The 21,375-nt window shown below is 40.4% G+C and carries 24 protein-coding genes and 1 pseudogene; 20 read left to right on the top strand and 5 right to left on the bottom strand.

The features are described 5' to 3' along the window. Positions 1 to 52: 52 nt before the first annotated feature. The 5 genes from BLS24_RS10645 to BLS24_RS10625 all read left to right on the top strand — a co-directional run bounded on the left by BLS24_RS10645 (position 53) and on the right by BLS24_RS10625 (position 6,251). Positions 53 to 343 (top strand): hypothetical protein, encoded by a 291-nt coding sequence (locus tag BLS24_RS10645; RefSeq protein WP_071175919.1) that lies wholly within the window; start codon positions 53 to 55, stop codon positions 341 to 343. A 348-nt stretch (positions 344 to 691) separates the two neighbouring features. Then, positions 692 to 1,879, top strand: a complete 1,188-nt coding sequence (cbiD, locus tag BLS24_RS10640; protein ID WP_091758874.1) for a cobalt-precorrin-5B (C(1))-methyltransferase CbiD — start codon at positions 692 to 694, stop codon at positions 1,877 to 1,879. A 19-nt stretch (positions 1,880 to 1,898) separates the two neighbouring features. Further along, the gene (glgA, locus tag BLS24_RS10635; RefSeq protein WP_091758872.1) at positions 1,899 to 3,344 is read left to right on the top strand and encodes a glycogen synthase GlgA; all 1,446 of its coding nucleotides are present in this window, start codon (positions 1,899 to 1,901) and stop codon (positions 3,342 to 3,344) included. 9 nt (positions 3,345 to 3,353) lie between these two features. Further along, a complete protein-coding gene (locus BLS24_RS10630) occupies positions 3,354 to 5,018 on the top strand; it encodes a putative polysaccharide biosynthesis protein (RefSeq protein ID WP_091758869.1) in 1,665 nt (554 codons plus the stop codon). Positions 5,019 to 5,315: 297 nt separating this feature from the next. Continuing rightward, positions 5,316 to 6,251, top strand: a complete 936-nt coding sequence (locus BLS24_RS10625; protein WP_091758867.1) for a hypothetical protein — start codon at positions 5,316 to 5,318, stop codon at positions 6,249 to 6,251. Between the two features lie 113 nt (positions 6,252 to 6,364). Here BLS24_RS10625 and BLS24_RS10620 read toward each other — a convergent pair whose 3' ends face one another. The 3 genes from BLS24_RS10620 to BLS24_RS10610 form a co-directional block, all read right to left on the bottom strand. Next, positions 6,365 to 6,550: a hypothetical protein gene (locus tag BLS24_RS10620; protein WP_091758865.1), complete on the bottom strand. Its 186-nt coding sequence runs from the start codon at positions 6,548 to 6,550 to the stop codon at positions 6,365 to 6,367. 155 nt (positions 6,551 to 6,705) lie between these two features. Beyond that, positions 6,706 to 7,752, bottom strand: a complete 1,047-nt coding sequence (locus BLS24_RS10615) for a M42 family metallopeptidase (protein WP_091758863.1) — start codon at positions 7,750 to 7,752, stop codon at positions 6,706 to 6,708. Beyond that, positions 7,749 to 9,554: an Rqc2 family fibronectin-binding protein gene (locus BLS24_RS10610; protein ID WP_091758861.1), complete on the bottom strand. Its 1,806-nt coding sequence runs from the start codon at positions 9,552 to 9,554 to the stop codon at positions 7,749 to 7,751. The genes BLS24_RS10615 and BLS24_RS10610 overlap by 4 nt, the downstream gene beginning before the upstream one ends. Positions 9,555 to 9,730: 176 nt before the next feature. Here BLS24_RS10610 and BLS24_RS10605 point away from each other — a divergent pair, with 176 nt between their 5' ends. The 15 genes and pseudogenes from BLS24_RS10605 to BLS24_RS10535 all read left to right on the top strand — a co-directional run bounded on the left by BLS24_RS10605 (position 9,731) and on the right by BLS24_RS10535 (position 20,438). Further along, entirely contained in the window at positions 9,731 to 11,230 is a 1,500-nt protein-coding gene (locus BLS24_RS10605; protein ID WP_091758859.1) for a tagaturonate reductase, read from the top strand. A gap of 52 nt (positions 11,231 to 11,282) precedes the next feature. Next, positions 11,283 to 12,842: an ABC-F family ATP-binding cassette domain-containing protein gene (locus BLS24_RS10600; protein WP_091758857.1), complete on the top strand. Its 1,560-nt coding sequence runs from the start codon at positions 11,283 to 11,285 to the stop codon at positions 12,840 to 12,842. A 192-nt stretch (positions 12,843 to 13,034) separates the two neighbouring features. Then, positions 13,035 to 13,397, top strand: coding sequence for a hypothetical protein (locus BLS24_RS10595; RefSeq protein WP_143015165.1), 363 nt, complete (start codon positions 13,035 to 13,037; stop codon positions 13,395 to 13,397). A gap of 17 nt (positions 13,398 to 13,414) precedes the next feature. Beyond that, positions 13,415 to 13,663 carry a hypothetical protein gene (locus BLS24_RS10590; RefSeq protein WP_091758853.1) on the top strand — a complete coding sequence of 83 codons (249 nt, stop codon included), beginning with the start codon at positions 13,415 to 13,417 and terminating at the stop codon, positions 13,661 to 13,663. 82 nt (positions 13,664 to 13,745) lie between these two features. Next, on the top strand, positions 13,746 to 14,087 hold the full coding sequence (locus BLS24_RS10585) for a hypothetical protein (RefSeq protein WP_091758851.1): 342 nt from the start codon (positions 13,746 to 13,748) through the stop codon (positions 14,085 to 14,087). Next, positions 14,068 to 14,907, top strand: a complete 840-nt coding sequence (locus BLS24_RS10580) for an SMODS domain-containing nucleotidyltransferase (protein ID WP_207647973.1) — start codon at positions 14,068 to 14,070, stop codon at positions 14,905 to 14,907. The genes BLS24_RS10585 and BLS24_RS10580 overlap by 20 nt, the downstream gene beginning before the upstream one ends. A 15-nt stretch (positions 14,908 to 14,922) precedes the next feature. Further along, positions 14,923 to 15,501 (top strand): SLATT domain-containing protein, encoded by a 579-nt coding sequence (locus BLS24_RS10575; RefSeq protein WP_091758847.1) that lies wholly within the window; start codon positions 14,923 to 14,925, stop codon positions 15,499 to 15,501. After that, positions 15,485 to 16,783, top strand: coding sequence for a nucleotide-binding domain-containing protein (locus BLS24_RS10570; RefSeq protein ID WP_091758845.1), 1,299 nt, complete (start codon positions 15,485 to 15,487; stop codon positions 16,781 to 16,783). The genes BLS24_RS10575 and BLS24_RS10570 overlap by 17 nt, the downstream gene beginning before the upstream one ends. 375 nt (positions 16,784 to 17,158) lie before the next feature. Then, a pseudogene (locus BLS24_RS10565) lies at positions 17,159 to 17,758 on the top strand (PIN domain-containing protein); the annotation flags it as partial. A 99-nt stretch (positions 17,759 to 17,857) separates the two neighbouring features. Then, the gene (locus tag BLS24_RS10560) at positions 17,858 to 18,133 is read left to right on the top strand and encodes a helix-turn-helix transcriptional regulator (RefSeq protein WP_026496638.1); all 276 of its coding nucleotides are present in this window, start codon (positions 17,858 to 17,860) and stop codon (positions 18,131 to 18,133) included. Positions 18,134 to 18,259: 126 nt separating this feature from the next. Then, positions 18,260 to 18,592 carry a hypothetical protein gene (locus tag BLS24_RS10555; protein WP_091758838.1) on the top strand — a complete coding sequence of 111 codons (333 nt, stop codon included), beginning with the start codon at positions 18,260 to 18,262 and terminating at the stop codon, positions 18,590 to 18,592. Between the two features lie 14 nt (positions 18,593 to 18,606). After that, positions 18,607 to 18,984 (top strand): YccF domain-containing protein, encoded by a 378-nt coding sequence (locus BLS24_RS10550; protein WP_091758836.1) that lies wholly within the window; start codon positions 18,607 to 18,609, stop codon positions 18,982 to 18,984. Then, complete coding sequence (locus BLS24_RS10545; protein ID WP_334292955.1) at positions 18,984 to 19,718, top strand: AAA family ATPase; 735 nt, start codon at positions 18,984 to 18,986, stop codon at positions 19,716 to 19,718. The genes BLS24_RS10550 and BLS24_RS10545 overlap by 1 nt, the downstream gene beginning before the upstream one ends. Positions 19,719 to 19,854: 136 nt before the next feature. Then, positions 19,855 to 20,148: a type II toxin-antitoxin system RelB/DinJ family antitoxin gene (locus tag BLS24_RS10540; protein ID WP_176764414.1), complete on the top strand. Its 294-nt coding sequence runs from the start codon at positions 19,855 to 19,857 to the stop codon at positions 20,146 to 20,148. Then, a complete protein-coding gene (locus BLS24_RS10535) occupies positions 20,145 to 20,438 on the top strand; it encodes a type II toxin-antitoxin system YafQ family toxin (protein WP_091758832.1) in 294 nt (97 codons plus the stop codon). The genes BLS24_RS10540 and BLS24_RS10535 overlap by 4 nt, the downstream gene beginning before the upstream one ends. 9 nt (positions 20,439 to 20,447) lie before the next feature. Here BLS24_RS10535 and BLS24_RS10530 read toward each other — a convergent pair whose 3' ends face one another. Together BLS24_RS10530 and BLS24_RS10525 are read right to left on the bottom strand one after the other, a co-directional pair. Then, the gene (locus tag BLS24_RS10530; RefSeq protein ID WP_091758830.1) at positions 20,448 to 20,636 is read right to left on the bottom strand and encodes a hypothetical protein; all 189 of its coding nucleotides are present in this window, start codon (positions 20,634 to 20,636) and stop codon (positions 20,448 to 20,450) included. Between the two features lie 58 nt (positions 20,637 to 20,694). Then, positions 20,695 to 21,255, bottom strand: a complete 561-nt coding sequence (locus BLS24_RS10525; RefSeq protein WP_091758826.1) for a hypothetical protein — start codon at positions 21,253 to 21,255, stop codon at positions 20,695 to 20,697. Positions 21,256 to 21,375: the final 120 nt, after the last annotated feature.

Here is a 21,375-nt window from a genome sequence, read left to right as displayed (position 1 = left end):
TATATTACTGACTGGTACTATTTGTCGATGGGATTCAGAAAGGTATATAAAAATGGCAAAAGTAGAGAAAGAACTTGAAGAGATCACAACAACAGACAAGATTAAGGCTATGAAAGCTCTTAAAGATGCTGGATATAGAGTAGAGATGGCAGGGAGCGGCGTTCCTACGATAATTGTTACAAACGCAGATGAGATCGAGAAGTCGATCAAGACCATCAGAAGTTTATTAAAAGGAATCAGTTATGTAGGAAGCTTTGGTATCAGAGCTGTTAGAAAGACAGACATGATCGCTACAGATTCTGAAGAAGTAAAGACAGAAGAGCTCACAGCAATTTCTGCATAAAATTTAAGATCAAACACTCATAAAAAAACCACCTCGAAAGAGGTGGTACTTTTTTTGGGAGGAGGGGTCGATCGGTGGGGAGCCGATCGACCCGGTATGAAAAAAGTTTTGTTGGGGGAGTCAGAAGTTTTATACTTCTGATAATGATATAATATATTCTAAATTTGGACAAAATATGGACGTTTTCTAAATAAAGCATAAATTAAGTCGAAATAATAAATAACCAATATACGGTATTTAGTCAATTTTAACTTACTATTTTTTATATTTACGAAATATTGTATAATACTATATATTGATGAACATGCTCAATTGACACACATAAAGACATTTAAAGAAGGAACATATATGGATCCAAGTTTTGTTATCAGCCCGTTAACTACAGGAGATTGTGCAGCAGCAGCCGCAAGAGCTGCCGCAGTTTGCTTGCTCTTTAAAACGGATTATGAATATGTTTCTATCCAACATGGAGATAATAGTCCCAGGACTATTTCTGTTTATCAGGTATCTTCGGCTTGTAATGAGGACTCAGCCCATTACTATGCCATTATGGAAGGTGGCAATGCACCTGACATCAGAGAAAAGGCTGAGATTCACGTAACAGTTTCCAGGATCAAAAATTTATATGACGTAAGCGACAATGCTCATATCGACATGAGATATGGGAATCTTTTCCTATGCGGCGGCGAGGGAATCGGCACATCACAGATGGATACTGCAGATATCAAAAAAGGTGAGCCCCTTATCGAAAAAGACGCTAGAAAGCTCATTTTTGATGCAGTTGGTGAAGCCTGCGAGATCTCAGATGGAGCGCAGCTACTTCAGATCACAGTTAGCTGCCCTGACGGAATGATGATAGCTGCCAAGCAGACCATGGGACAGACCATGTTTACTGGCGGTATTACAATTCTTGGTGATTATGGCAAGATCTTTAGGATCCACCAAAGAGATATTACTAGCTCAATTGCAGAGCAGGTCAAGAAGCAGGCAAACCTTGGAGTCAAGAACTTCCTTGTAGCTCCAGGTAATTACTGTGCAAAAGAGATAAATGACAGCCTTCACGTATCTTTAAATACAGCAGTTAGATGCTTTAACTATCCAGGAGACGCCATTGATGCTATAGTTGCAAATGGCGGCGAAAATATGCTCCTTGTAGGAAATGTAGGTAAGCTTGTTAAGCTTGCGGCAGGCATTATGAACACTAATTCCTATGCTTCTGACGGAAGAAGAGAGATCTTTTCCGCACATACAGCAATAGTGGGCGGCACCTCAAGTCAGGTTAGAACTGTCATGGGATGCGATACAACAGATGAGATCCTTGCACTTCTTGATTCATGGGGAATTAGGGATAAAGTAATGGCAAGCATCATGTCAGAGATCACAAACGCCGTATACAGAAGGAGTCATGGCAAGCTCAAATTCGGCGTTGCGCTTTTTTCAAAAGAATTTGGACTTTTGGGACAGACTGCCGATACCAAGAACGTACTTGTTAAGGTATCTCAGGAGCAGTATGCACTGTCACTTAAGTTAAAATGATATAGTAGGAGATATAGGTATGAAGAATATTCTTTTTGTGGCATCAGAAGGAGTTCCTTTTATAAAGACGGGTGGACTGGCAGATGTAGTAGGCTCTCTTCCTAAGGAGATTGATAAACGATATTTCGATGTTAGGGTGGTATTGCCACTATATAAGTGCATAAGCCAACCTATGAAAGACAAAATGGAATATGTTTCAAATTTCTACATGGATTTCCATTGGAAAAACGAATATGTAGGAATCTTCAAAGCAGAGATTGACGGAATTAAGTATTATTTTATTGATAATGAGTTCTTTTTTAACGGAATGAAGCCTTATGGCGACGACGTTATTTTTGAGATAGAGAAGTTTGCCTTCTTTTCTAAGGCAGCTCTTTCTATACTTCCTGTAATTGACTTTAGACCTGACATCATCCACTGCCACGACTGGCAGACAGGACTTGTGCCAGTTTACTTAAAAGAAAGATTCCAGGGAAGCGAGTTCTACAGAGGAATTAAGGCTGTTATGACAATCCATAACCTTAAGTTCCAAGGAAAATACGACATCAAGACAGTTCAGGATATCACAGGACTTCCAGATTATTACTTCACACCTGATAAGCTAGGTCTTTACAAGGATGCGAATCTCTTAAAAGGCGGCATTGTCTACTCAGATGCCATCACTACAGTTAGTAAGGCCTATGCTGAGGAAATCAAGACTGAATTCTATGGCGAAGAGCTTGACGGACTCCTTCGTGCAAGGGCTAATGACCTTAGAGGTATCGTAAACGGTATCGACTACGACGAATTCAATCCTGAAACTGACAAGTACATTCCTTATAATTACAACGCTATCAACTTCCGCAAGGAGAAGGTTAAGAATAAAAAGGCTCTCCAAAAAGAGCTTGGACTTAAGGAAGATGAGAAGGTCATGATGATCGGTATCGTCTCAAGACTTACAGATCAGAAGGGCTTTGATCTTATCAACTACGTTCTTGATGAGCTGTGCCAGGATGCGATTCAGCTTGTAGTCCTCGGAACAGGTTCTGAGCAGTACGAGAACTCTTTTAGACACTTTGATTGGAAGTACAACGACAAAGTCTCTGCAAATATCTATTATTCTGAGCCTATGTCACACAAGATATATGCGGCTTCTGACGTGTTTTTGATGCCATCACTTTTTGAGCCCTGTGGACTTTCTCAGCTAATGGCGTTAAGATATGGTACAATACCGATTGTAAGACAGACAGGCGGACTTATTGATACCGTTGAGCCTTACAACAAATTTGAAAGCACAGGAACAGGTTTTGGCTTCCTTAACTACAATGCTCACGAGATGCTGGGTACTATCCGCGAAGCAGAGCATGTGTATTATGATCAGAAGCGCGAATGGAACAAGATGATCGATCGTGCCATGGCAGTTGACTTCTCATGGAAGGTATCTGCTGAGAAGTACCAGGAGATGTACGATTGGCTGAGACCTTAAATATTTTTTATGAATAGTAATATAGAACAACAGGAAAATTCAAAGAAAAATCTATTAAAGCAGGCTGGTATTCTTGCGATAGCTGGTATTATCTCAAGAGTTATCGGCCTGTTATATGGTAGTCCACTGGCAGCCATAATAGGCGACGAAGGAAACGGCTATTATGGAGCTGCTTATAATGTTTACACCATAATTCTCTTAATATCTGCATATAGCATTCCATCTGCTATGTCCAAGATCATTTCAGGTAAACTGGCGGTAAAAGAGTATAGGAACGCCCACAGGATCTTTAAATGTGCCCTTGTGTATGTGGCAATTGTAGGCGGTATCGGAAGTCTCATTCTGTTCTTTGGAGCAGACATTCTGGCAACCGGTAATTCTGCGGTTGTACTTAGATTTTTTGCCCCAACAATATTCATATTTGGGTTCCTAGGAGTACTTCGTGGATATTTCCAGGCTCACAGGACCATGGTTCCAACATCAATATCACAGCTCATTGAGCAGATATTAAATGCCATTGTCAGTGTCGGCGGAGCCCTTATTCTCACTAATATTGCAGGTAACGAAGATGCTACTAAAAGGGCTGTTTACGGTGCAATAGGTAGCGCCATCGGTACAGGATCAGGCGTTGTCATAGCTCTTTTGTTCATGTACTTTGTGTACTCTGTAAATAGAAAAGGTATCCACAAGAGAGTAAATGCGGATTCTCATGAAGACATGCCAACTTCTGAGATATTCAGAATGATACTCATGATCGTGACACCTTTCATCATCAGTACTGCAATATACAATCTTTCTTCATATCTGAATAATGTTTTCTTTAACAGAATCCTTATGCATGTGAGAAATATTGATGAGCAGCAGGTTGCAACTATGTATGGAATCTTCATTAGAAAGTCCATGCTCATTACAAATATTCCTATAGCCTTTGCCAGTGCTGCAGCTTCTGCTATGATGCCAGAATTATCAGCGGCATTTTCTAAAGGGGATAAGGCAGAAGTTAGAGACATTGTCTCAAGGGTGCTTCGTGTGATCTATATGATCTCAGTACCATGCGCTGTTGGACTCTTTGCCCTTGCTAGACCTGTAGTTACAATTCTGTTCCCACAAAGATCTTCAATAGGAGAGGCTTCAATGCTCCTTATGGTGCTGTCTGTAACAGTTATCTTTTATTCAATTTCTACTGTCACAAATGCAGTTCTTCAGGGAATTGGCAAGCTCATTGCACCTGTTATCAACGCAGCAATCTCACTTGTTGCCCAGGGCGTGATCCTGGTGCCACTTCTCTTATATACAAATTTGAATGATATTGCACTTTGTATCGTGACTATTGTTTATTCACTTATGATGTGCGTTCTCAACAATATTGTCATGAAGAAGCATATTCATGCCCGCAATGACTTTAGGAAGGCATACCTTCTTCCATCAATTTCCGCCGCAGTTATGGGCGGCGTAGCCTTCGGAGTATTCAAGCTCTTTGAGCTTTTGTTTGGCCTCTTTGTGCCTAGCTGGTACTTCGTGAACCTCTTTGCAACTATGTTTGCCGTCGCCGCCGCAATTCCATGCTACTTTGTGGTGCTCATCAAGTCAGGCGGCGCTTCAGAGGAAGACATTAGACGCTTCCCTAAGGGCGCAGCAATCGTGAGGCTATTGAAGAAGTTTAGGGTGTTGTGAGTGTTTTTGAGCCCTAGGGACGGAGGTTAGGGCTCATTTTTGGCCTCCAAAAGTGCCCATTCCATGCGGAATGATCCCTAGGGACGGAGGTTAGGGCTCATTTTTGTTAAAAATGATTCTTAAGAAAAATTAAGAATTTCCTACAATAAATCTTAAGATTTATCTGCTACACTTATTTTTGTGCTCATTCAGAGCGAAATGCAACTTTCTGTTGCAAAGGCAATTTATGCCGACAATCCCATAATCTGCTACAAAATTACTTAGTTGTTGATAAAAAAAGGCGGTGATATAATTACAATGACTGAAAGCGAAAAACAGCGACTGGACTGGCATTCCGGATTTGAAGGTGGCTTGATGCTGAGTTTGCGTGCTTATGCAAATGATATTGAAGTTGAGCGCGAACATCCTTTATCAAGCGAGCCACTTAGAATTGACTATCTGGTTATCAAGAAGCGCCACGATGTGTATGTTGATAATGCAATCGGGCGAGATTACAGGACTTACAATATCATTGAGTACAAGAATCCGAATGATGAGCTCAATGTTGATGTTCTGTGGAAGGTGATTGGATATACTTGTATTTTCAAAAGCCTTGGAAAGACGGTCGATGAGATCAAAGCAAGCGAGATAACAATATCGATATTCAGAGCGGCCAAGCCAGTTAAGTTATTTAAGTATTTAAGAGAAAAAGGTGTGAGAGTCGAAGAGCAGGACCATGGTGTATACAAGGTTTACGGAATGATTGACATTCCGATATCCATTGTTGTCATCAGTGAGCTTAGAGATTCAAGTTTAAAAGCTTTGTCTGTCATGAGAAAGAAGGCAGACGAAGATACAGTAAGACAATTCCTTGAAGAGGCAAGTAAATACACTGAGCCTGGAGATAAGCGTTTTGCTGACGCGGTGCTACAGATCAGTACCATGAGCAACAAGGAACTGTATGACAAGCTGAAAGGAGATACTAGTATGTGTGAAGCATTAAGAGAACTTATGGCTGATGAACTTAAGGATGCTGAGAACAAAGGTGTTGAACTGGGAATAGAAAAAGGAATAGTACAGGGTATAGAGCAAGGAATAGAACAAGGAATAGAGCAAGGAATAGAGCAAGGTATAGAACAGAGAGACTTTGATAAGATTTCTGACATGCTCCGAAGAGGAAAAAAGCCAGAAGAGATTGCGGAGTTCTGTGACTATCCATTAGAGCAAATCTTGGACGTACAGAGTAAATTATAATAATCCAAATGGGTAAAAAATAAGCAAAAACATGTAAATATTGACAAAAAAGGCGACAAAACTGTTGCTAAGAATAAAGAGGCTTCTACCATCTTGGTAGAAGCCTTTTTACATTACATTGCTCCAAGTGACATATATTCGTGCACTGTGTAAACAATGGCGTAGACTATGGATAACAAGATCCACCATGTGGTTTTATTTCTGATGGTCCATTTTATTTCGATAATCCAAAGAACGATACCTACAAGTAAAAGACCTACTAGAAATGCCCCCAATAACATTCCACATAGAAATGCCATGCGTTAATCCTCCCTTTCCTAGAATATATAAAAATGAGCCACAACCTCCGTCCCTAGGGCTCATTTTCTCTCAAGCCAGAATACATGGGCATCACAATTCAAGCGTTTGCCACAAAAATGAGCCCTAACCTCCGTCCCTAGGGCTCAAAAAAAATTCAGCAGCAATACCCGATGAGCAATTTCAGCGTATTCTCTGCGCCGTCTCTATGGCTGCGTTCGTAGCCGTGGGAAGCGTAGACGCCGGCGCCGATGAGTCCGTGGCGGAGATCATTGCCGGAGCGGAGAGTAGCTTCAACGTCGCTACCGTAGTGAGGGTAGATGTCTACAGCGTAGTCAGCGCCTGTGTCCTTGGCGGCCTGCATAAGAGCCTGGACGATAGGATAGCTGTAAGGGCCGCCGCTGTCCTTGGCGCAGATAGAAACCTGACGCTCTGTGCAGGTAAGACCATCGCCCACACAACCCATGTCAACTGAGATAGCTTCTGTGCAGCCCTCAGGAACTGAGCCGCAGCCGCCGTGTCCAACTTCCTCGAATACAGTAATATGAGCATAAAGAGCTCTCTTAGGAGTGATCTTGTTCTCCTTGATGTACTTAGCAAGACCTAGAAGTATACCTACGCTAAGCTTGTCGTCAAGGAAACGAGACTTGATGTAGCCTGACTTAGTAACGCGAACATTAGGCTCAAAGCAAACAATGTCGCCAACAGAGATGCCAAGCTTCTCCACATCCTCCTTAGAATTAACATCCTCATCAAGGACGACCTCGCAGCTCTCCCAAGTTCTCTTGGTATCGTCGTAATCGCCATTTACATGGATAGAAGCGTTATTTAGCTGGAAAGTTCCCTCATAGATGCCATTAAACTTAGTAACAACGCGGACATTCTCAGTCTCAGCATTGTTAGGATTCATGCCACCAAGGTTTGTAAGCTGGAGACGGCCATTTGACTTGATCGTAGCAACCATGCCGCCCAGAGTATCAGTGTGAGCCTCAAGTAAAAGACCATTCTTCTTGTCCTTACCTGTAAGATCAACAATAACGCCGCCCTTGTTAGTGAGAGTAGCCTTAAAACCAAGCTTCTCAAATTCCTTCTTGACCCAAGCTGCAGCCTCCTCAGTGTAGCCAGTAGGAGAGTCAATGCTTAGAAGATCTGAAGTCTCTTTGACAATAAAGTCAGTGTACTTTTTAAGATTCAATTTTTTCATTTGTTTTCTCCTTCATTTATAAGTCTAAGTCCCGAAATGTCAGGAGCTATAGCCATTGAATAATTAGTGTAATATACCACAAAACCAGGCTTGGCGCCGTTTGGCTTCTTGACATCCTTGCGCCTTAAATAGTCGATCTCAACCTTTTCCTGGTTCTTGCCCTTGGAATAGTAGGCAGCAAGTGCCGCAGCCTCCTCGAAGGCTCTATCTGGAACTTCCTTACCCCCTGTTAAAAGAACTACGTGTGACCCGGCAATCTTCTTGGAATGGAACCACCAGTCGCCCCCGTTAGCCATCTTGAAAGTAAGCTCATCGTTCTGAATATTATTCTTGCCAACAAAAATATCAAAACCATCAGAGCTCACATAGTGTAAAGGCTTGGAAGTAACCTTGTCCCTTCGGCCCTTCTTGCCATTATAGTGAGCTTTAAGATATCCGCTATCAACAAGCTCTTGCCTAATCTGAGCAAGGTCAGCCTCATTTTCTGCAATCTCAAGAGCTGACTCTATTGATTCAAGCTGTGAAACCGCCTCCGAAACCTCTTTGATCTGTTCATCAAGAGCCTCGGCGGTACGCTTAAGCTTGATATATTTGTCAAAATATTTCTTGGCATTTTGATTAGGTGAAAGAGTAGGATCAAGAGGAATCGTCACATCCTCCCCAGTGTTGTAGTCATTCACTGTGATAGACTTGTCACCCTCCTTGGCGCTGTAGCCATAAACAGTAAGAAGCTCGCCGTAAACTCTGTATTTATCTTTCTTTTCGCTATCAGCAAGCTGCTTGGTCTGAAGGTCAAGTTTACGAACATTACGTTCAAGGGCAGTCTGAACAATCTTACGAAGGTCAACAGATTTCTGGCGGATCCTGGTAGCCACGTCCTTCTCAGCGTAGTACTGCAGAATAAGCTCAGATATATCGGTAGCTTCCACACACTCAAATCTACCAGAAGCCTCACCAGAACCCCCATAAATCTTAAGCGGAATAGAAGAATATTCCTTTGGCACATCATCCTCATACACAATCTGAGGCACAAACTCCCCATTCCTCACAATACTCATAACCTCATCAAAAGCCTTGTAAACCGCAATAGCCTCAGAAGTCTCAAGCGAGATAGCAGATTTATCCGCATCAACCCCAGCTCTGTAGCAGATTTCCTGAGAAATGATAGGACTAAGACCAGTATAAGAACCATAAATAGCCTTAAATATAGGCATACCCTTACTTAAGACGCAGGATGAAAACTCATCTGCAGAAGTCTCAAGAGGATTGCACTTGTCCTGACTAGGAATAAAGTACTTCCTGCCAGGCAAAACCTCACGAACAGAGCTCACAGAAGCAGGGATGTGCTTGATAGAGTCAATGATCACATCCTCCTCATCAGTAAATATGATGTTACTATACTTGCCCATGATCTCGATGATAAGAGTCTTGTGACGAAGATCCCCCATTTCATCAAGGTGCTCAACCTCCATCCTGATGACCCTCTCAAGTCCGCCCGGCTGAGTCACAGACACAATGCGGCCATTCTGGATGTGCTTTCTAAGCAGCATGCAGAAATTAGGCGCAGTCATAGGTGAGTTTTTGTTGTCATCAGTCATGTACACAAGAGGAAGAGTAGCATCAGAAGACAGCACAAGCCTCTTTTGCTTGATTCCGTACTTGTCAGCGTTCTCGTAGGACAACTTAACAGTGATAACAAGCTCGTCACTTTCCGGCTGAGCAATCTTATATATACGACCACCAACAAGGTAGTCCCCTAAATCTTTGGTAAGATTTGCAATTGTAATTCCATCAAATGCCATAATAAAAGCCCTTTCTATAAAAACAAACTAAGTATAGCATAGAATCAGCATATAAGCCCAAATTTATGCTAAAAAAATCTTCTTGTAAACGCTTACATTTCTATGCTATAACTTAAGATGAAAATTAACATTTGAAACTACAATGTAAGAGGTTACATTTCAAGGAGGATATAGCAATGGAACAATTAAACTATGATGTCTTATCAAAATCAGGCTACGAAGGCTTCATCCAGAAGGAAGCCCCTGTCAAGGTGCTCCAGTTCGGCGAAGGTAACTTCCTTAGAGCCTTTGTTGATTACTTTTTTGACATCAGCAATGAGAAGGCAGGCTTTAACGGCAAGGTAGCCCTCGTGCAGCCAATCGCTCAGGGCCTCACAGACCTCATCAACAAGCAGGAAGGTCTCTACACCCTGTACCTTCGTGGCAGCGAGAACGGTCAGAAGGTGGATATGAAAAGAGTCATCTCAGCCGTAGACTGTTGCCTCAACCCATACAATAAGAGCGACTACGACAAGATGATGGAGATCGCAGCAAGCGACGACCTTGATATCATCGCATCTAACACTACAGAAGCAGGTATCGCCTATGATCCAGCCTGCAATTTCGCAGACACTCCAGCAAGTAGCTTTCCTGGTAAGCTTACTCAGGTCCTCTATAAGAGATTTACGGCCGGCAAGAAAGGCGTAGTAGTTCTTTCCTGCGAGCTCATTGATAATAACGGAAAAGAGCTCCTTAAGTGCGTAAATCAGTACATCGACCAGTGGAACCTTGGAGGCGATTTCAAGACATGGGTGAATAAAGAAAATATCTTTTGCTCAACCCTTGTAGATAGGATCGTTCCAGGTAGGATCCGCGACGAAAAAGAAGTAGCAAAGCTCGAAGAAGCAAACGGCTACCACGACGAACTAATCGACGTAGGCGAGATCTTTGGCGTGTGGATCATTGAAGGCCCACAGGAACTTGAAGACAGACTCCCATTCAAAAAAGCCGGCGTAAACGTCCACGTTGTTCCAGACGTTATGCCATACAAGCACAGAAAGGTTAGGATCTTAAACGGCGCTCACACAGGCTTTGTCCTTGGAGCATACCTTGCTGGCTTCGACATCGTAAGAGACTGCATGCACAACGAGACAGTAGCAGGCTTCATGAACAAGATGTTAAACGAAGAGGTAATCCCAACTCTCGTAGATCACCTTGATGAGAACGACCTCAATAACTTCGCTGCAGCAGTTAAGGATAGATTCAATAACCCATTCGTAAACCACGAGCTCATGTCAATTTCCCTTAACTCAACAAGTAAGTGGAAAGCCCGCAACATGCCATCATTCCTGCAGTACATTGACAAGAATCATAAGCTCCCGGCTTGCCTTACAATGTCTCTTGCTGCTTACATCGCATTTTATTCAAATGATGTGCAGGAGCTCACAGAGGCAGGCCTTGTATGTAAGAGACCGGGAGGCACCTCCTACACAGTAAGCGATGACAGATGGGCTCTTGAGTTCTACTACGACCACAGAAATGATTCGGCAAAAGAACTCGTGGCAGCAGTACTTGGTAATGAAAAGATGTGGGATCAGGACCTTAACAAGATCGAAGGCCTCACAGAGAAAGTAACAGAAAATTTACAGCTCATCAGAGAAAAAGGTGCCGAAAAAGCTTACGCTTCCTGCCTATAAAAAACCATGCTATAATATTGCCTGTTGCGATTAAAAATAGATGAGGTAAATAATGAGTATTTTAAACGTTGAACACTTAACTCACGGTTTTGGTGATAGAGCAATATTTGATGATGTGTCTTTTAGACTGTTAAAAGGCGAACATATAGGCCTAGTAGGAGCTAACGGCGAAGGTAAGTCAACCTTTATGAATATTATAATAGGTAAGCTCATGCCAGATGCGGGCAAGATCGAGTGGGCCAAGAATGTAAAGGTAGGCTACCTTGATCAGCACGCAGTCCTCCATGAAGGCATGACCATCAGGGACGTGCTAGCATCAGCCTATGAGCCACTTTATGACATGGAGCGCAGGATGAACGAAATCTGCGACGCCATGGGTGATGCTGATGAAAAGACCCTTGAAGAGTACATGGAAGAGCTTGGAACCATTCAGGACCTTCTTACCAACCACGACTTCTACCTTATAGATTCCAAGATAGAAGAAGTTTCAAGAGCACTGGGCTTTTTGGACCTTGGTCTTGATAGAGATGTTACAGAGCTTTCCGGAGGTCAGAGAACCAAGATCCTCCTTGCTAAGCTTCTTTTGGAAAAGCCTGATATCCTGCTCCTGGACGAGCCTACCAACTACCTGGATGCAGAGCACATCGTAGGGCTCACCAGATACCTTCAGGAATATGAGAACGCTTTTATCCTCATATCCCATGACATTCCATTCCTCAATAGCGTAGTCAACATCATCTACCACATGGATGGCCAGACTCATACCCTTGAGAGATACGTTGGTGACTACGACAAGTTCATGGAAGTCTATGAGATGAAAAAAGCTCAGAGAGAAGCGGCATATAATAGACAGCAGCAGGAGATTGCAGAACTCAAGGACTTCGTTGCAAGAAATAAGGCCCGCGTTGCAACCAGAAACATGGCAATGGCAAGGCAAAAGAAACTTGACAGCATGGACCTTATCGAAAAGGTTCAGGAAAAGCCAAAGCCAGAGTTTAACTTTAAGACTGCAAGGACTCCAGGCAAGATGATCTTTGAGACCAAAGACCTTGTGATAGGCTATGATGAACCACTTTCATCGCCGCTTAATATAAGCATGGAGAGAAACTCTAGGATCGTCCTTGTAGGAGCTAACGGTATCGGTAAGACAACACTCCTTAAGAGCATCCTGGGTCTCATCCCAGCAATAAGCGGCTCAGTAGAACTTGGAGAAAACGTAGAGATCGGCTATTTCCAGCAGGAGATGGACCCTAACATAGAGACAACCTGTATGGAAGAAATCTGGCAGGAATTCCCAGGCTTCTCCCAGTACGAAGTTCGCTCAGCCCTTGCTAAGTGCGGCCTCACAACCAAGCACATCGAAAGCAAGTGCAAAGTCCTCTCCGGTGGCGAGCAGGCAAAGGTGCGCCTATGCAAACTCATAAACCGTGAGTCAAACCTCTTAGTCCTTGACGAGCCAACAAACCACCTGGACGTAGATGCCAAGGACGAACTTAAAAGAGCTCTCAAAGAATATAAGGGCAGCATCCTAATGGTATGCCATGAACCAGATTTCTATGAGGATATAGCTACAGAGATCGTGGATTGTTCAAAGTGGACAACGAGAATTTGATAGTATTATAGAGAATAGTATTGAGCCAGCCCTGAAAGGGGCTGGCTTTTTGGTGTGGTATTTATAGGACATATGTTGATTTAAAATTTGAATCATAGAAAACTAATAGAATGTTGCTGGAACTTAGTTTTATTCAGAAAGGATCAGGTGAGCATTATGAAGAATAAGTTTTGTGTAATATCCGCGGTAACTATGATTGTTTTATTAGTTTGCTTATCAAGTATTACAGTTCATGCTGAAAACTATGACGACTACGCAGAGAAATGGCTTCAGAAACAGCTTAAACAGCAAGAAAAGTATATGGATGAGCTAGAAGCAGATGGTAATCTTACTCAAGAAGCAATAGATTCCATTAGTAAAGGCACTTCAAAAAGAAAGCCAAATAAATCTAGTCAAAGTAGTGAAAACAGTAGTAAAAATACTACTTCAACTACTGGCAGCACAACATCTTCAGGAAAAGGATGGGTATATTCCACTGACGAACTCCATGTTGTTGGGCTCCCAGAAGGAGAGAATGGCTATACAAAACCAGGATGGTATGGTGATGTGGATTAACGAAAGGCGGTGGTCTTATGTTAGTATGGTTCGAAATACTAATAGCTATTATCGTCGTTGTAGTAAGACATTACAGGAAAAATAAGAGTGAATACCAATCCAAAATAAAAAGAATTATTCTTAAGCTTATAGCTACTGTGTTAGCAATACTCCTTGCGATAACAGTATTATTGCAGGAGGTGATACAGCGAATCCTTGATAAGGTCAGTATTGAGGAAAAGAAGTTAAGACAACCTGAGCTAAACAGTAGAAATTCTAAAAAATGATAAGAATAATGAGTCTGTCACTACGTAATTTTGTTATAATAAATAATGGTATGACAAAATAATTGTAGCAGGTGCAGCTGTTATGAATCCAAAATATTCAGTTCTTCTATGCGGACAGTCTGTCCATGAATATAGTGATAAGATTGGGGCTTGGCTAAGTCAGGGGATTAAGATAATCTGGCTTGGCTCTGATGAATCCTGCAAAGGATTAAAAGAAAAATATGAGATATTTGCAAAAGCATATCTATTACAATGCTTTGTGAACAATGGTGGTTTACGTGATATTATTGTGGACGGTGATGACCAGAGAGGCACCATAAAGTGCCTCGAGTCATCATGTCCACTTTTTAATTCTGCTCAGTACATGGTTGAACATTGTAAGGCAGATTTGATAACTGATATAGATACAGAGGGAGGGGATTAAGATTAGTTCACATGTTACAAAGGGACAGCATACAATAGACGAAGGTACCAGAGGACAAATATCTTCGAGGTATCATAGAATAACAAAAGCAGTTAATCAAGCATTTTGGGGCAGTAACAGCGATGTGGATCATAGTATTTATGTTGGTTCATATGGAAGAGGAACCGCAATAAATACCAGTGATTTGGATGTGCTCATTCAATTGCCGGACAGTGAATTTAATCGTTTCTCATCCATGTATGGAAATGGTCAGTCTAGACTTCTTCAAGCAGTTAAGAATGCAATTTTAGACACATACCCGAATACAGATATTAAAGGCGACGGGCAAGTTGTTGTTGTGAGTTTTACTGATGGGATGAGATTTGAAATACTGCCGGCCTTCAAGGTTCAGAATTACTGGGGATATGATGAGACATACAGATATCCAGATACTCATATGGGTGGTAATTGGATGACAACAAATCCCAAGGCGGAGCAAAACGCTATGAAGCAGAAGAATAGCAGTACTAATGGTCTGCTATATGAGACTTGCAAGCATATACGATACATAAGGGGTACTAAGTATTCTAGCTACCATTTGTCTGGAATTCTTATAGATTCATTTGTTTATGAAGCTATGGGAGGTTGGCATTTTACAAGAGATGGCGAGGAGCATGTTCCATCGCAGAAGACATATGAAGAAACTTTGTTACAACATTACAATGATATTTCCATGTATGGGATGTTTACACCTCGAATAATTGCACCAGGAAGTGGGCTGCCAGTCGATTCCACAAAAGGATGGGATGTTTTAGGTAAAGTATTAAATTATATGGTTTAGTGTTGGAGGGAGAAGATGAAAAACGATATTAAAATGCTACAAAACGTAGTAAGACATTCATTCACTGCGGTAGCGGAGACTCACAAGATACATGAAGTTCAGGCGGATATATATATAGCGAGATATACGGTACTTGAGTGGATTCGAATAATTGTTGCGGGTGCTACATCAGCTGGATTGATAGCGATATTATTTGAAAAAGACGAATTTTGGATTAAGTTAATCACTGCTATCGCATCATTTATCACAGCTATTATTACAGGAGTTATGCAGTCGTTTGATTTGAAGGACGGGGAATCATCTCAAAAAGCAACTGCAAGAAAACTCTTAAGATTACGTGACGAGTATATTACGTTATTAATGGAAATACGTAATGGTAGACGTGATTATGAAAGTCTTTTAGAACAATATAAATCTTTGGAGAAGCAAAAGCATGAGATTTATGAAGATGCACCAAGAACTACAGATAAAGCAAGTCGAAAAGCAATGAAAAAGCTCCATGTAAATTTGGATAATCAATTCAGCGAAGAAGAGACGGATATTTTATTGCCAGAGTATTTGAGGGGAGAGGGTGAAGTTGTCACTAAGCAGTGATTTTAAGCAGTTTTGTAAGAAAATAAAACTTGATGATAGTGCTATGAGGACTACAGCAGGAGAGATAGCGAAAAAGCTTAATAAAGTATACTACGACATTATAGGGGAAGAATCCGACCATATGTATATTGTCGGATCTGTAGGGAGAAAGACAGCTATTAAGGGAAGTAGTGATCTTGATTTGCTGTTTGTTCTACCACAAGAGATTTATGACAAATACAATGGATATGAGAGCGGTGGTAAGTCGCAATTACTTCAAGAAGTTAAAAAAGTTTTAAAAGAAAGATATCCTAAAACAGATATAAGTGGAGATGGGCAAGTTGTAGTCATTGACTTTGATGCATATACGGTAGAACTAGTTCCAGCTTTTATAAACGATGAAAGTTCCTTTATTTATCCTGATACTCATGACGGTGGCAGTTGGAAGATTACAAAACCGATATTAGAGCAAGAAGCATGTAATGATTTTGATGATTCTTCCAATGGAGCATTTCGTGACTTTACTGGTATTTTACGAGCATGGAAAAATAATGTTGGGTTCTCATTTAGTGGATTATTAATAGATACACTTGTCGCGGAGTTTTTTGAGGACAATGATTCTTTTGAAAATGCTACTTACTATGATTATAGGGAGATGTTATTAAATCTATTTAGCTTTTTAAAAGAAGAAGATTCAAATCAGAGTTACTGGTTTGCACTAGGCAGTAACCAACATGTTTCAGATAAGGGAAAGGGTAAATTTGTTGAAAAGGCTAAACAAGCGTATGACAAGCTTGTTGAAGCTAACGATAACAATATAAATGAAGTTCTTCGAGGAATTCTGGGATACGATTTTCCGAAATTCGAAAAAGACCAGCAAATATATAACTATAAGAAGTTTAGAAATACAGAAGAGTTTATTATGGATAAATTTCCAGTCGATATTATTTACAATTTGGATATCGATTGTGAGGTAAAGCAAGATGGTTGGCGTCCAAATCTACTTTCAAAAATTATAAAAACGGATGGATTTTTGAAAATAGATAAAAACTTGGAATTTATGATTATGTCAACAGATTGTCCACAGCCTTATGATATTTATTGGAAAGTAAGAAATGTTGGAAGAGAAGCGGAAATTAGAGATGATATTAGAGGGCAAATTGTCAAAGGACAGACATCGCATAGAGAACATTCTTTGTTTAAAGGGCCGCATTATACGGAATGTTACCTTGTTAAAAGTGGAGTTTGCGTTGCTAAAGCAAGGATAGCTGTGCCAATTAAGAACCAAAGCACTGTAACGTAAATTTTCATTGCAATGATTAAACGAAGTTCAAAATAATAAAAAAAGCTAAGAAAAGTGAGGCATCATACGTTTGCATTACATGCAAAGAAGCCAATTATGGATCATAAAGGGGTGTATAAATTGTTTAAGATACTGCGCATAGTTTCACAAAATGTATATTCAAGCTATGAATTCACGGTAGAGGATACAATGAGCAGCCTCATATGGGGGATATGTATGGATTAAAAAGGGAGGTTTATTGTACATCTTATATGGATAATAGAGTATAGTGGGAATTTTGCCTGATGATTTGTATAAGATGGAGGAATAAAAATGGCAACAATATTGGTTGATTATGAAAATGTCTAAGGATTTCAGGGACTTAAAGGTGTTGAATATCTGAATGAGAATGATCACCTTATAATTTTTTATAGTGCTACCTGCATGAAGATTGCTGCTGAGTATATGGACCCAATAAGAGAGAGCGGATGCCAGTTTTCAATTTACAAACTTAAGACAGCTAGAAAGAATGCTTTGGATTTTTATATTGCTACTGAAGCTGGCCGACTTAGTGCTATGGGCAATTACCAGATTGCGCTTATAACAAGAGATAAAGGCTTTGATTCTATCTCAGACTTTTTTAGTGTTAATGAGAATCTCAGAACTACTAAGCTTGTAGTGTGCGATAATGTGGAGCATGGCTTGGAAAAGCTTACGGATCCTGAAGATATTGAGAGAAGAAGACTCATCCGCCAGAAAATGCAGACTGTAGATCTTGAAATTGAGTATGGAAAGATTCAGGAAAAGAACGCAGTTAGAGATAAGATATCACAGCTGTTACAGGATACTGAATATATGCCAATGACTGACAATATCATTAGATTTTTTGCTGATAACAATAAAGAGAGTAGCAAGAAGCTATATACCGGAACGCTTCACGAATTTGGTCTTAAAGATGGAGTTGCTATATATAGGCTGCTTAAGAATGTGGTATAAAACTGAACCGTAGGTATATTTTTTTCTAGTGAATGCTTATGGTATTATATAGGAACGGGATGGTGTCGTAGATTCTTTTTGTTAATGGAGGAGGCAACCATGGACATTTTTGAAGTATTTGTTGATATGCAGGCTACTGGTAATAAAATCAAGCAGCTTCGAAAACAGAACCATTACAAGGTATTTGACCTTGCAAATGCGCTGGGACTTGAATCAGAGCAGGCAATTTACAAGTGGCAGCGTGGACAGTGTTTACCTAATGCTGATAACCTTGTAAGGCTTAGTATTTTATTTGGATGTCACATCGATGACATTCTTGTTCATAACATGACAGCTGGAGAGGACGAAAGTCCTCTTCTTCCTTTATGTGCATGATTTTTTGATTTAGGAGAGCTATCGCTATAGATAGCTCTTTTCCTATGTCACAGGAAATAGTATTAATGTTATCATTGATTGTAGGGGCATTATCTAAGATTTGATAAACATAATAAGGTGAAAAGTATGGTTGGAAATTATCCAGTTGTAACATTATGCGGTAGCACCCGCTTCAAAGATGAATTCATGGAAGCTCAGAAGAGACTTACATTGGAAGGTAATATAGTGATCAGCGTTGGTCTCTTTGGACATTCAGGAGACAGGGAAGTCTGGGAGAATATGGACGAAGGAACTCTCACCAAGACCAAGGAAATGCTTGATGATATGCACAAGCGCAAGATAGATATGGCTGATTCTATTTATGTTATCAATGTTGGTGGTTATATCGGTGACAGTACTAGGTCAGAGATTGAGTATGCCAAGAGCCATAGTAAGGAAGTGCGTTACCTGGAGAGTTAAAGGGGGATTAAATCATGAACTTTATTGGAAATCTTATATGGATAATATGTGGTGGCTTATTAAGTGCCATCGGCTGGTGGATTGCAGGAGTATTTTGGTGTATCACAGTAGTGGGCATTCCTGTGGGGCTGCAATGCTTTAAGATGTCATCTTTATCACTTAATCCATTTGGAAAAGAGGTAGTAGATGAAGGTGGAGCAGTGTCTTTTTTACTGAATATCATATGGCTATTTGTTTCCGGACTAGAACTTGCTTTAGCTAATCTATTTATTGGATGTATTCTTTGCATTACTATTATTGGAATTCCTTTTGGTAAGCAGTTTTTCAAGATTGCCAAGCTTTCTTTGTTTCCATTTGGGGCTAGGATTGTACGAGAGAGGATTATTGCGTGATAGGAGAGGACAACAGCTTACCGATTCAAGGGGTTAAGATTGAGTGGGACAAGATAGACAGATTTAGCTATTTGCGGAATATAGATGCATTTAGGGATTTGGAGTATCTTTCTTTTAATAAGAATATCACGATATTTGTGGGAGAAAATGGCAGCGGCAAGTCTACTATGCTTGAAGCAATTGCTGTCAGCTATGGCTTTAATCCTGAAGGAGGGACCAAGAATTATAGCTTTTCAACCTATGATTCTCATTCAGAATTGTGCGATGCTATTAGATTATCTAGAGGTTATAATAAGCCTGGCTGGGGATATTTCCTAAGGGCTGAGAGCTTTTATAATGTTGCAACGGCCGAAGAAATGTATAGCAGAGAAGATCCTAGAGGTAGACAGGAACATTTTCATGAGCGCTCTCATGGAGAAAGCTTTTTGCAACTTGTTCAGAGCAATTTTAAAGGTCATGGCTTATATCTTTTGGACGAGCCAGAAGCAGCTCTTTCTCTTCAAAGACAGCTGACACTCCTTTTGGAAATCGTAAATTGTGCAAAGGAAGATTCTCAGTTTATTATGGTGACACATTCGCCCATTCTACTTGGTATACCTGGAGCTGAGATCCTGAGCTTTGATGATGGACAGATACATCCGATAGAGTACGAGGATACTGATAGTTATCAGGTTACAAAGATGTTTGTGGAAAATAAAGAACAGCTGCTGAAAAGATTATTGAGTGATGACTAAAAATTTTAGGAAGATTTGCAAGGTAAGTGCAACACCTTGATTCCCGTTGCACTAAATCTGACATTTTTATTAAATGTAAAACAATGTATTGCAAAAGTGATACATAATGATATTATTATCTTAGGAGGTGATAATTATGTCAGCTACATTGGTTAAAGATACAAATTTTAACATGAGAATGAATAAACAAAAGAAAACAAGCCTTGAGGAACTTTATGGTAATCTTGGCATGACTTTAGCGGAAGCAGTAAATATTTTCTTTGAGAAGTCATTAATGGAAGGCGGAATCCCGTTTGATGTAAGAGTTCCAAAGTATAATAAGGAAACATTAGCAGCTTTTAATGAAGCCAAAGATATAATGTCAGGAAAGGTTGAAGCTAAGGCATACAGCTCTGCAAAAGAACTGTTTGATGAGCTTGATGCAGAATGAGTGAGTATAAATATGAATTAAAATCTACTACTAAGTTTAAGAAAGACTACAAACTTGCTAAGAAGCGTGGCTTGAACTTGGAACAACTAGAGTATGTCATTGACGAATTACAATTAGGACATACGCTAGATGCTAAGTATCTTGATCACCCTTTACATGGCGACTATGAAGGGTTTAATGAATGCCATATACAGCCTGACTGGTTACTTATCTACGGTAAAGATGAAGGCAATCTTGTACTTACTGCTGTAAGGACTGGAACACATACTGATCTATTCAAAAAATATTAAGACCGCTATTTAGGCGGTCTTTTGTTCTGGGAGAAGTGAAGGACGAAGATTTGCTTCTGTTGAAACTTCAGTTGTTGAATCTACAGTCGAAATATTTCTTGGCCCAGGCTCATTAGTTGATGGCTGTAACTGTTCCTTGCCGCAGCCCATTAAGAGCATTGCCATGCATGTAAGTGCTATTAAGTTACGTTTTTTCATATCTCTCTCCTTTGTAATGCAAAATCAGTATCCATTTTATCACAATAATTGGATCTACTTATTTAGATTCTTTTGTCAGATCCTTCTCAGTGAAGTATCCCTGTTTATATTCGTAGATGTCTTCTAGATGATCAATGTATCTCAGTTCGTCATAATATCTCTTTTTGCCGCTCTCCTCATCAGTGTTATAGCCAAGGGCAGTGAATCTAAGTGTGGCGCCAGAAACGAAGGTATTCTTGTAGTCATAAAAGTCGATGAATGTATCCCAGGAATCATCTACATATCCTATAAATTTGTAACCGTCAATAATTGCGACCTGTTCTTCGTGGGGAATAACCCATGCAGTCATGAGTAGTAGAAGGCCAAGGCGTGTTTTTAGGAAAAGAACTATTGCAGCAATTATGGCCACAATGGAGCCGATTTTTAATTTGATGTTTTTGATCTTGAAGATCTGCTGCAGTATTCCTAAGATGAACACTAATGCTGTGATACCAAGCCACCATACATTTATCCAGGCTCTAAGCTGTAGATCAAATAATCTGAGGCTCCCCTGAACCAGGAGATATAGCGCCAGTAGGATGCCGCTAATGGCTAATAGGTTTTTGAAGAATTTTTTCATAAAATTTACCTCTGGATGTGATTATACACAATAAACAGATGGTAGGATAAAATTGTTGATAATGGAATGCAAAATGAAATGCTAAATGTTATCATTTACTAAAAGGTTAATGCCAATGAA

The sequence above is a fragment of the Butyrivibrio sp. INlla18 genome (assembly GCF_900103635.1).
GTDB lineage: Bacteria > Bacillota > Clostridia > Lachnospirales > Lachnospiraceae > Butyrivibrio.
The sequence above is the reverse complement of the archived record's forward strand: the minus strand, read 5'-3'. Positions and strand labels throughout refer to the sequence as shown.

Excerpts from the sequence above, each read along its gene's own strand:
- BLS24_RS10645 (WP_071175919.1), top strand. The coding sequence starts at position 53 with ATGGCAAAAGTAGAGAAAGAACTTGAAGAGATCACAACAACAGACAAG.
- cbiD (WP_091758874.1), top strand. The coding sequence starts at position 692 with ATGGATCCAAGTTTTGTTATCAGCCCGTTAACTACAGGAGATTGTGCA.
- glgA (WP_091758872.1), top strand. The coding sequence starts at position 1,899 with ATGAAGAATATTCTTTTTGTGGCATCAGAAGGAGTTCCTTTTATAAAG.
- BLS24_RS10630 (WP_091758869.1), top strand. The coding sequence starts at position 3,354 with ATGAATAGTAATATAGAACAACAGGAAAATTCAAAGAAAAATCTATTA.
- BLS24_RS10625 (WP_091758867.1), top strand. The coding sequence starts at position 5,316 with ATGACTGAAAGCGAAAAACAGCGACTGGACTGGCATTCCGGATTTGAA.
- BLS24_RS10620 (WP_091758865.1), bottom strand. The coding sequence starts at position 6,550 with ATGGCATTTCTATGTGGAATGTTATTGGGGGCATTTCTAGTAGGTCTT.
- BLS24_RS10615 (WP_091758863.1), bottom strand. The coding sequence starts at position 7,752 with ATGAAAAAATTGAATCTTAAAAAGTACACTGACTTTATTGTCAAAGAG.
- BLS24_RS10610 (WP_091758861.1), bottom strand. The coding sequence starts at position 9,554 with ATGGCATTTGATGGAATTACAATTGCAAATCTTACCAAAGATTTAGGG.
- BLS24_RS10605 (WP_091758859.1), top strand. The coding sequence starts at position 9,731 with ATGGAACAATTAAACTATGATGTCTTATCAAAATCAGGCTACGAAGGC.
- BLS24_RS10600 (WP_091758857.1), top strand. The coding sequence starts at position 11,283 with ATGAGTATTTTAAACGTTGAACACTTAACTCACGGTTTTGGTGATAGA.
- BLS24_RS10595 (WP_143015165.1), top strand. The coding sequence starts at position 13,035 with ATGATTGTTTTATTAGTTTGCTTATCAAGTATTACAGTTCATGCTGAA.
- BLS24_RS10590 (WP_091758853.1), top strand. The coding sequence starts at position 13,415 with ATGTTAGTATGGTTCGAAATACTAATAGCTATTATCGTCGTTGTAGTA.
- BLS24_RS10585 (WP_091758851.1), top strand. The coding sequence starts at position 13,746 with ATGAATCCAAAATATTCAGTTCTTCTATGCGGACAGTCTGTCCATGAA.
- BLS24_RS10575 (WP_091758847.1), top strand. The coding sequence starts at position 14,923 with ATGAAAAACGATATTAAAATGCTACAAAACGTAGTAAGACATTCATTC.
- BLS24_RS10560 (WP_026496638.1), top strand. The coding sequence starts at position 17,858 with ATGGACATTTTTGAAGTATTTGTTGATATGCAGGCTACTGGTAATAAA.
- BLS24_RS10555 (WP_091758838.1), top strand. The coding sequence starts at position 18,260 with ATGGTTGGAAATTATCCAGTTGTAACATTATGCGGTAGCACCCGCTTC.
- BLS24_RS10550 (WP_091758836.1), top strand. The coding sequence starts at position 18,607 with ATGAACTTTATTGGAAATCTTATATGGATAATATGTGGTGGCTTATTA.
- BLS24_RS10540 (WP_176764414.1), top strand. The coding sequence starts at position 19,855 with ATGTCAGCTACATTGGTTAAAGATACAAATTTTAACATGAGAATGAAT.
- BLS24_RS10535 (WP_091758832.1), top strand. The coding sequence starts at position 20,145 with ATGAGTGAGTATAAATATGAATTAAAATCTACTACTAAGTTTAAGAAA.
- BLS24_RS10530 (WP_091758830.1), bottom strand. The coding sequence starts at position 20,636 with ATGAAAAAACGTAACTTAATAGCACTTACATGCATGGCAATGCTCTTA.
- BLS24_RS10525 (WP_091758826.1), bottom strand. The coding sequence starts at position 21,255 with ATGAAAAAATTCTTCAAAAACCTATTAGCCATTAGCGGCATCCTACTG.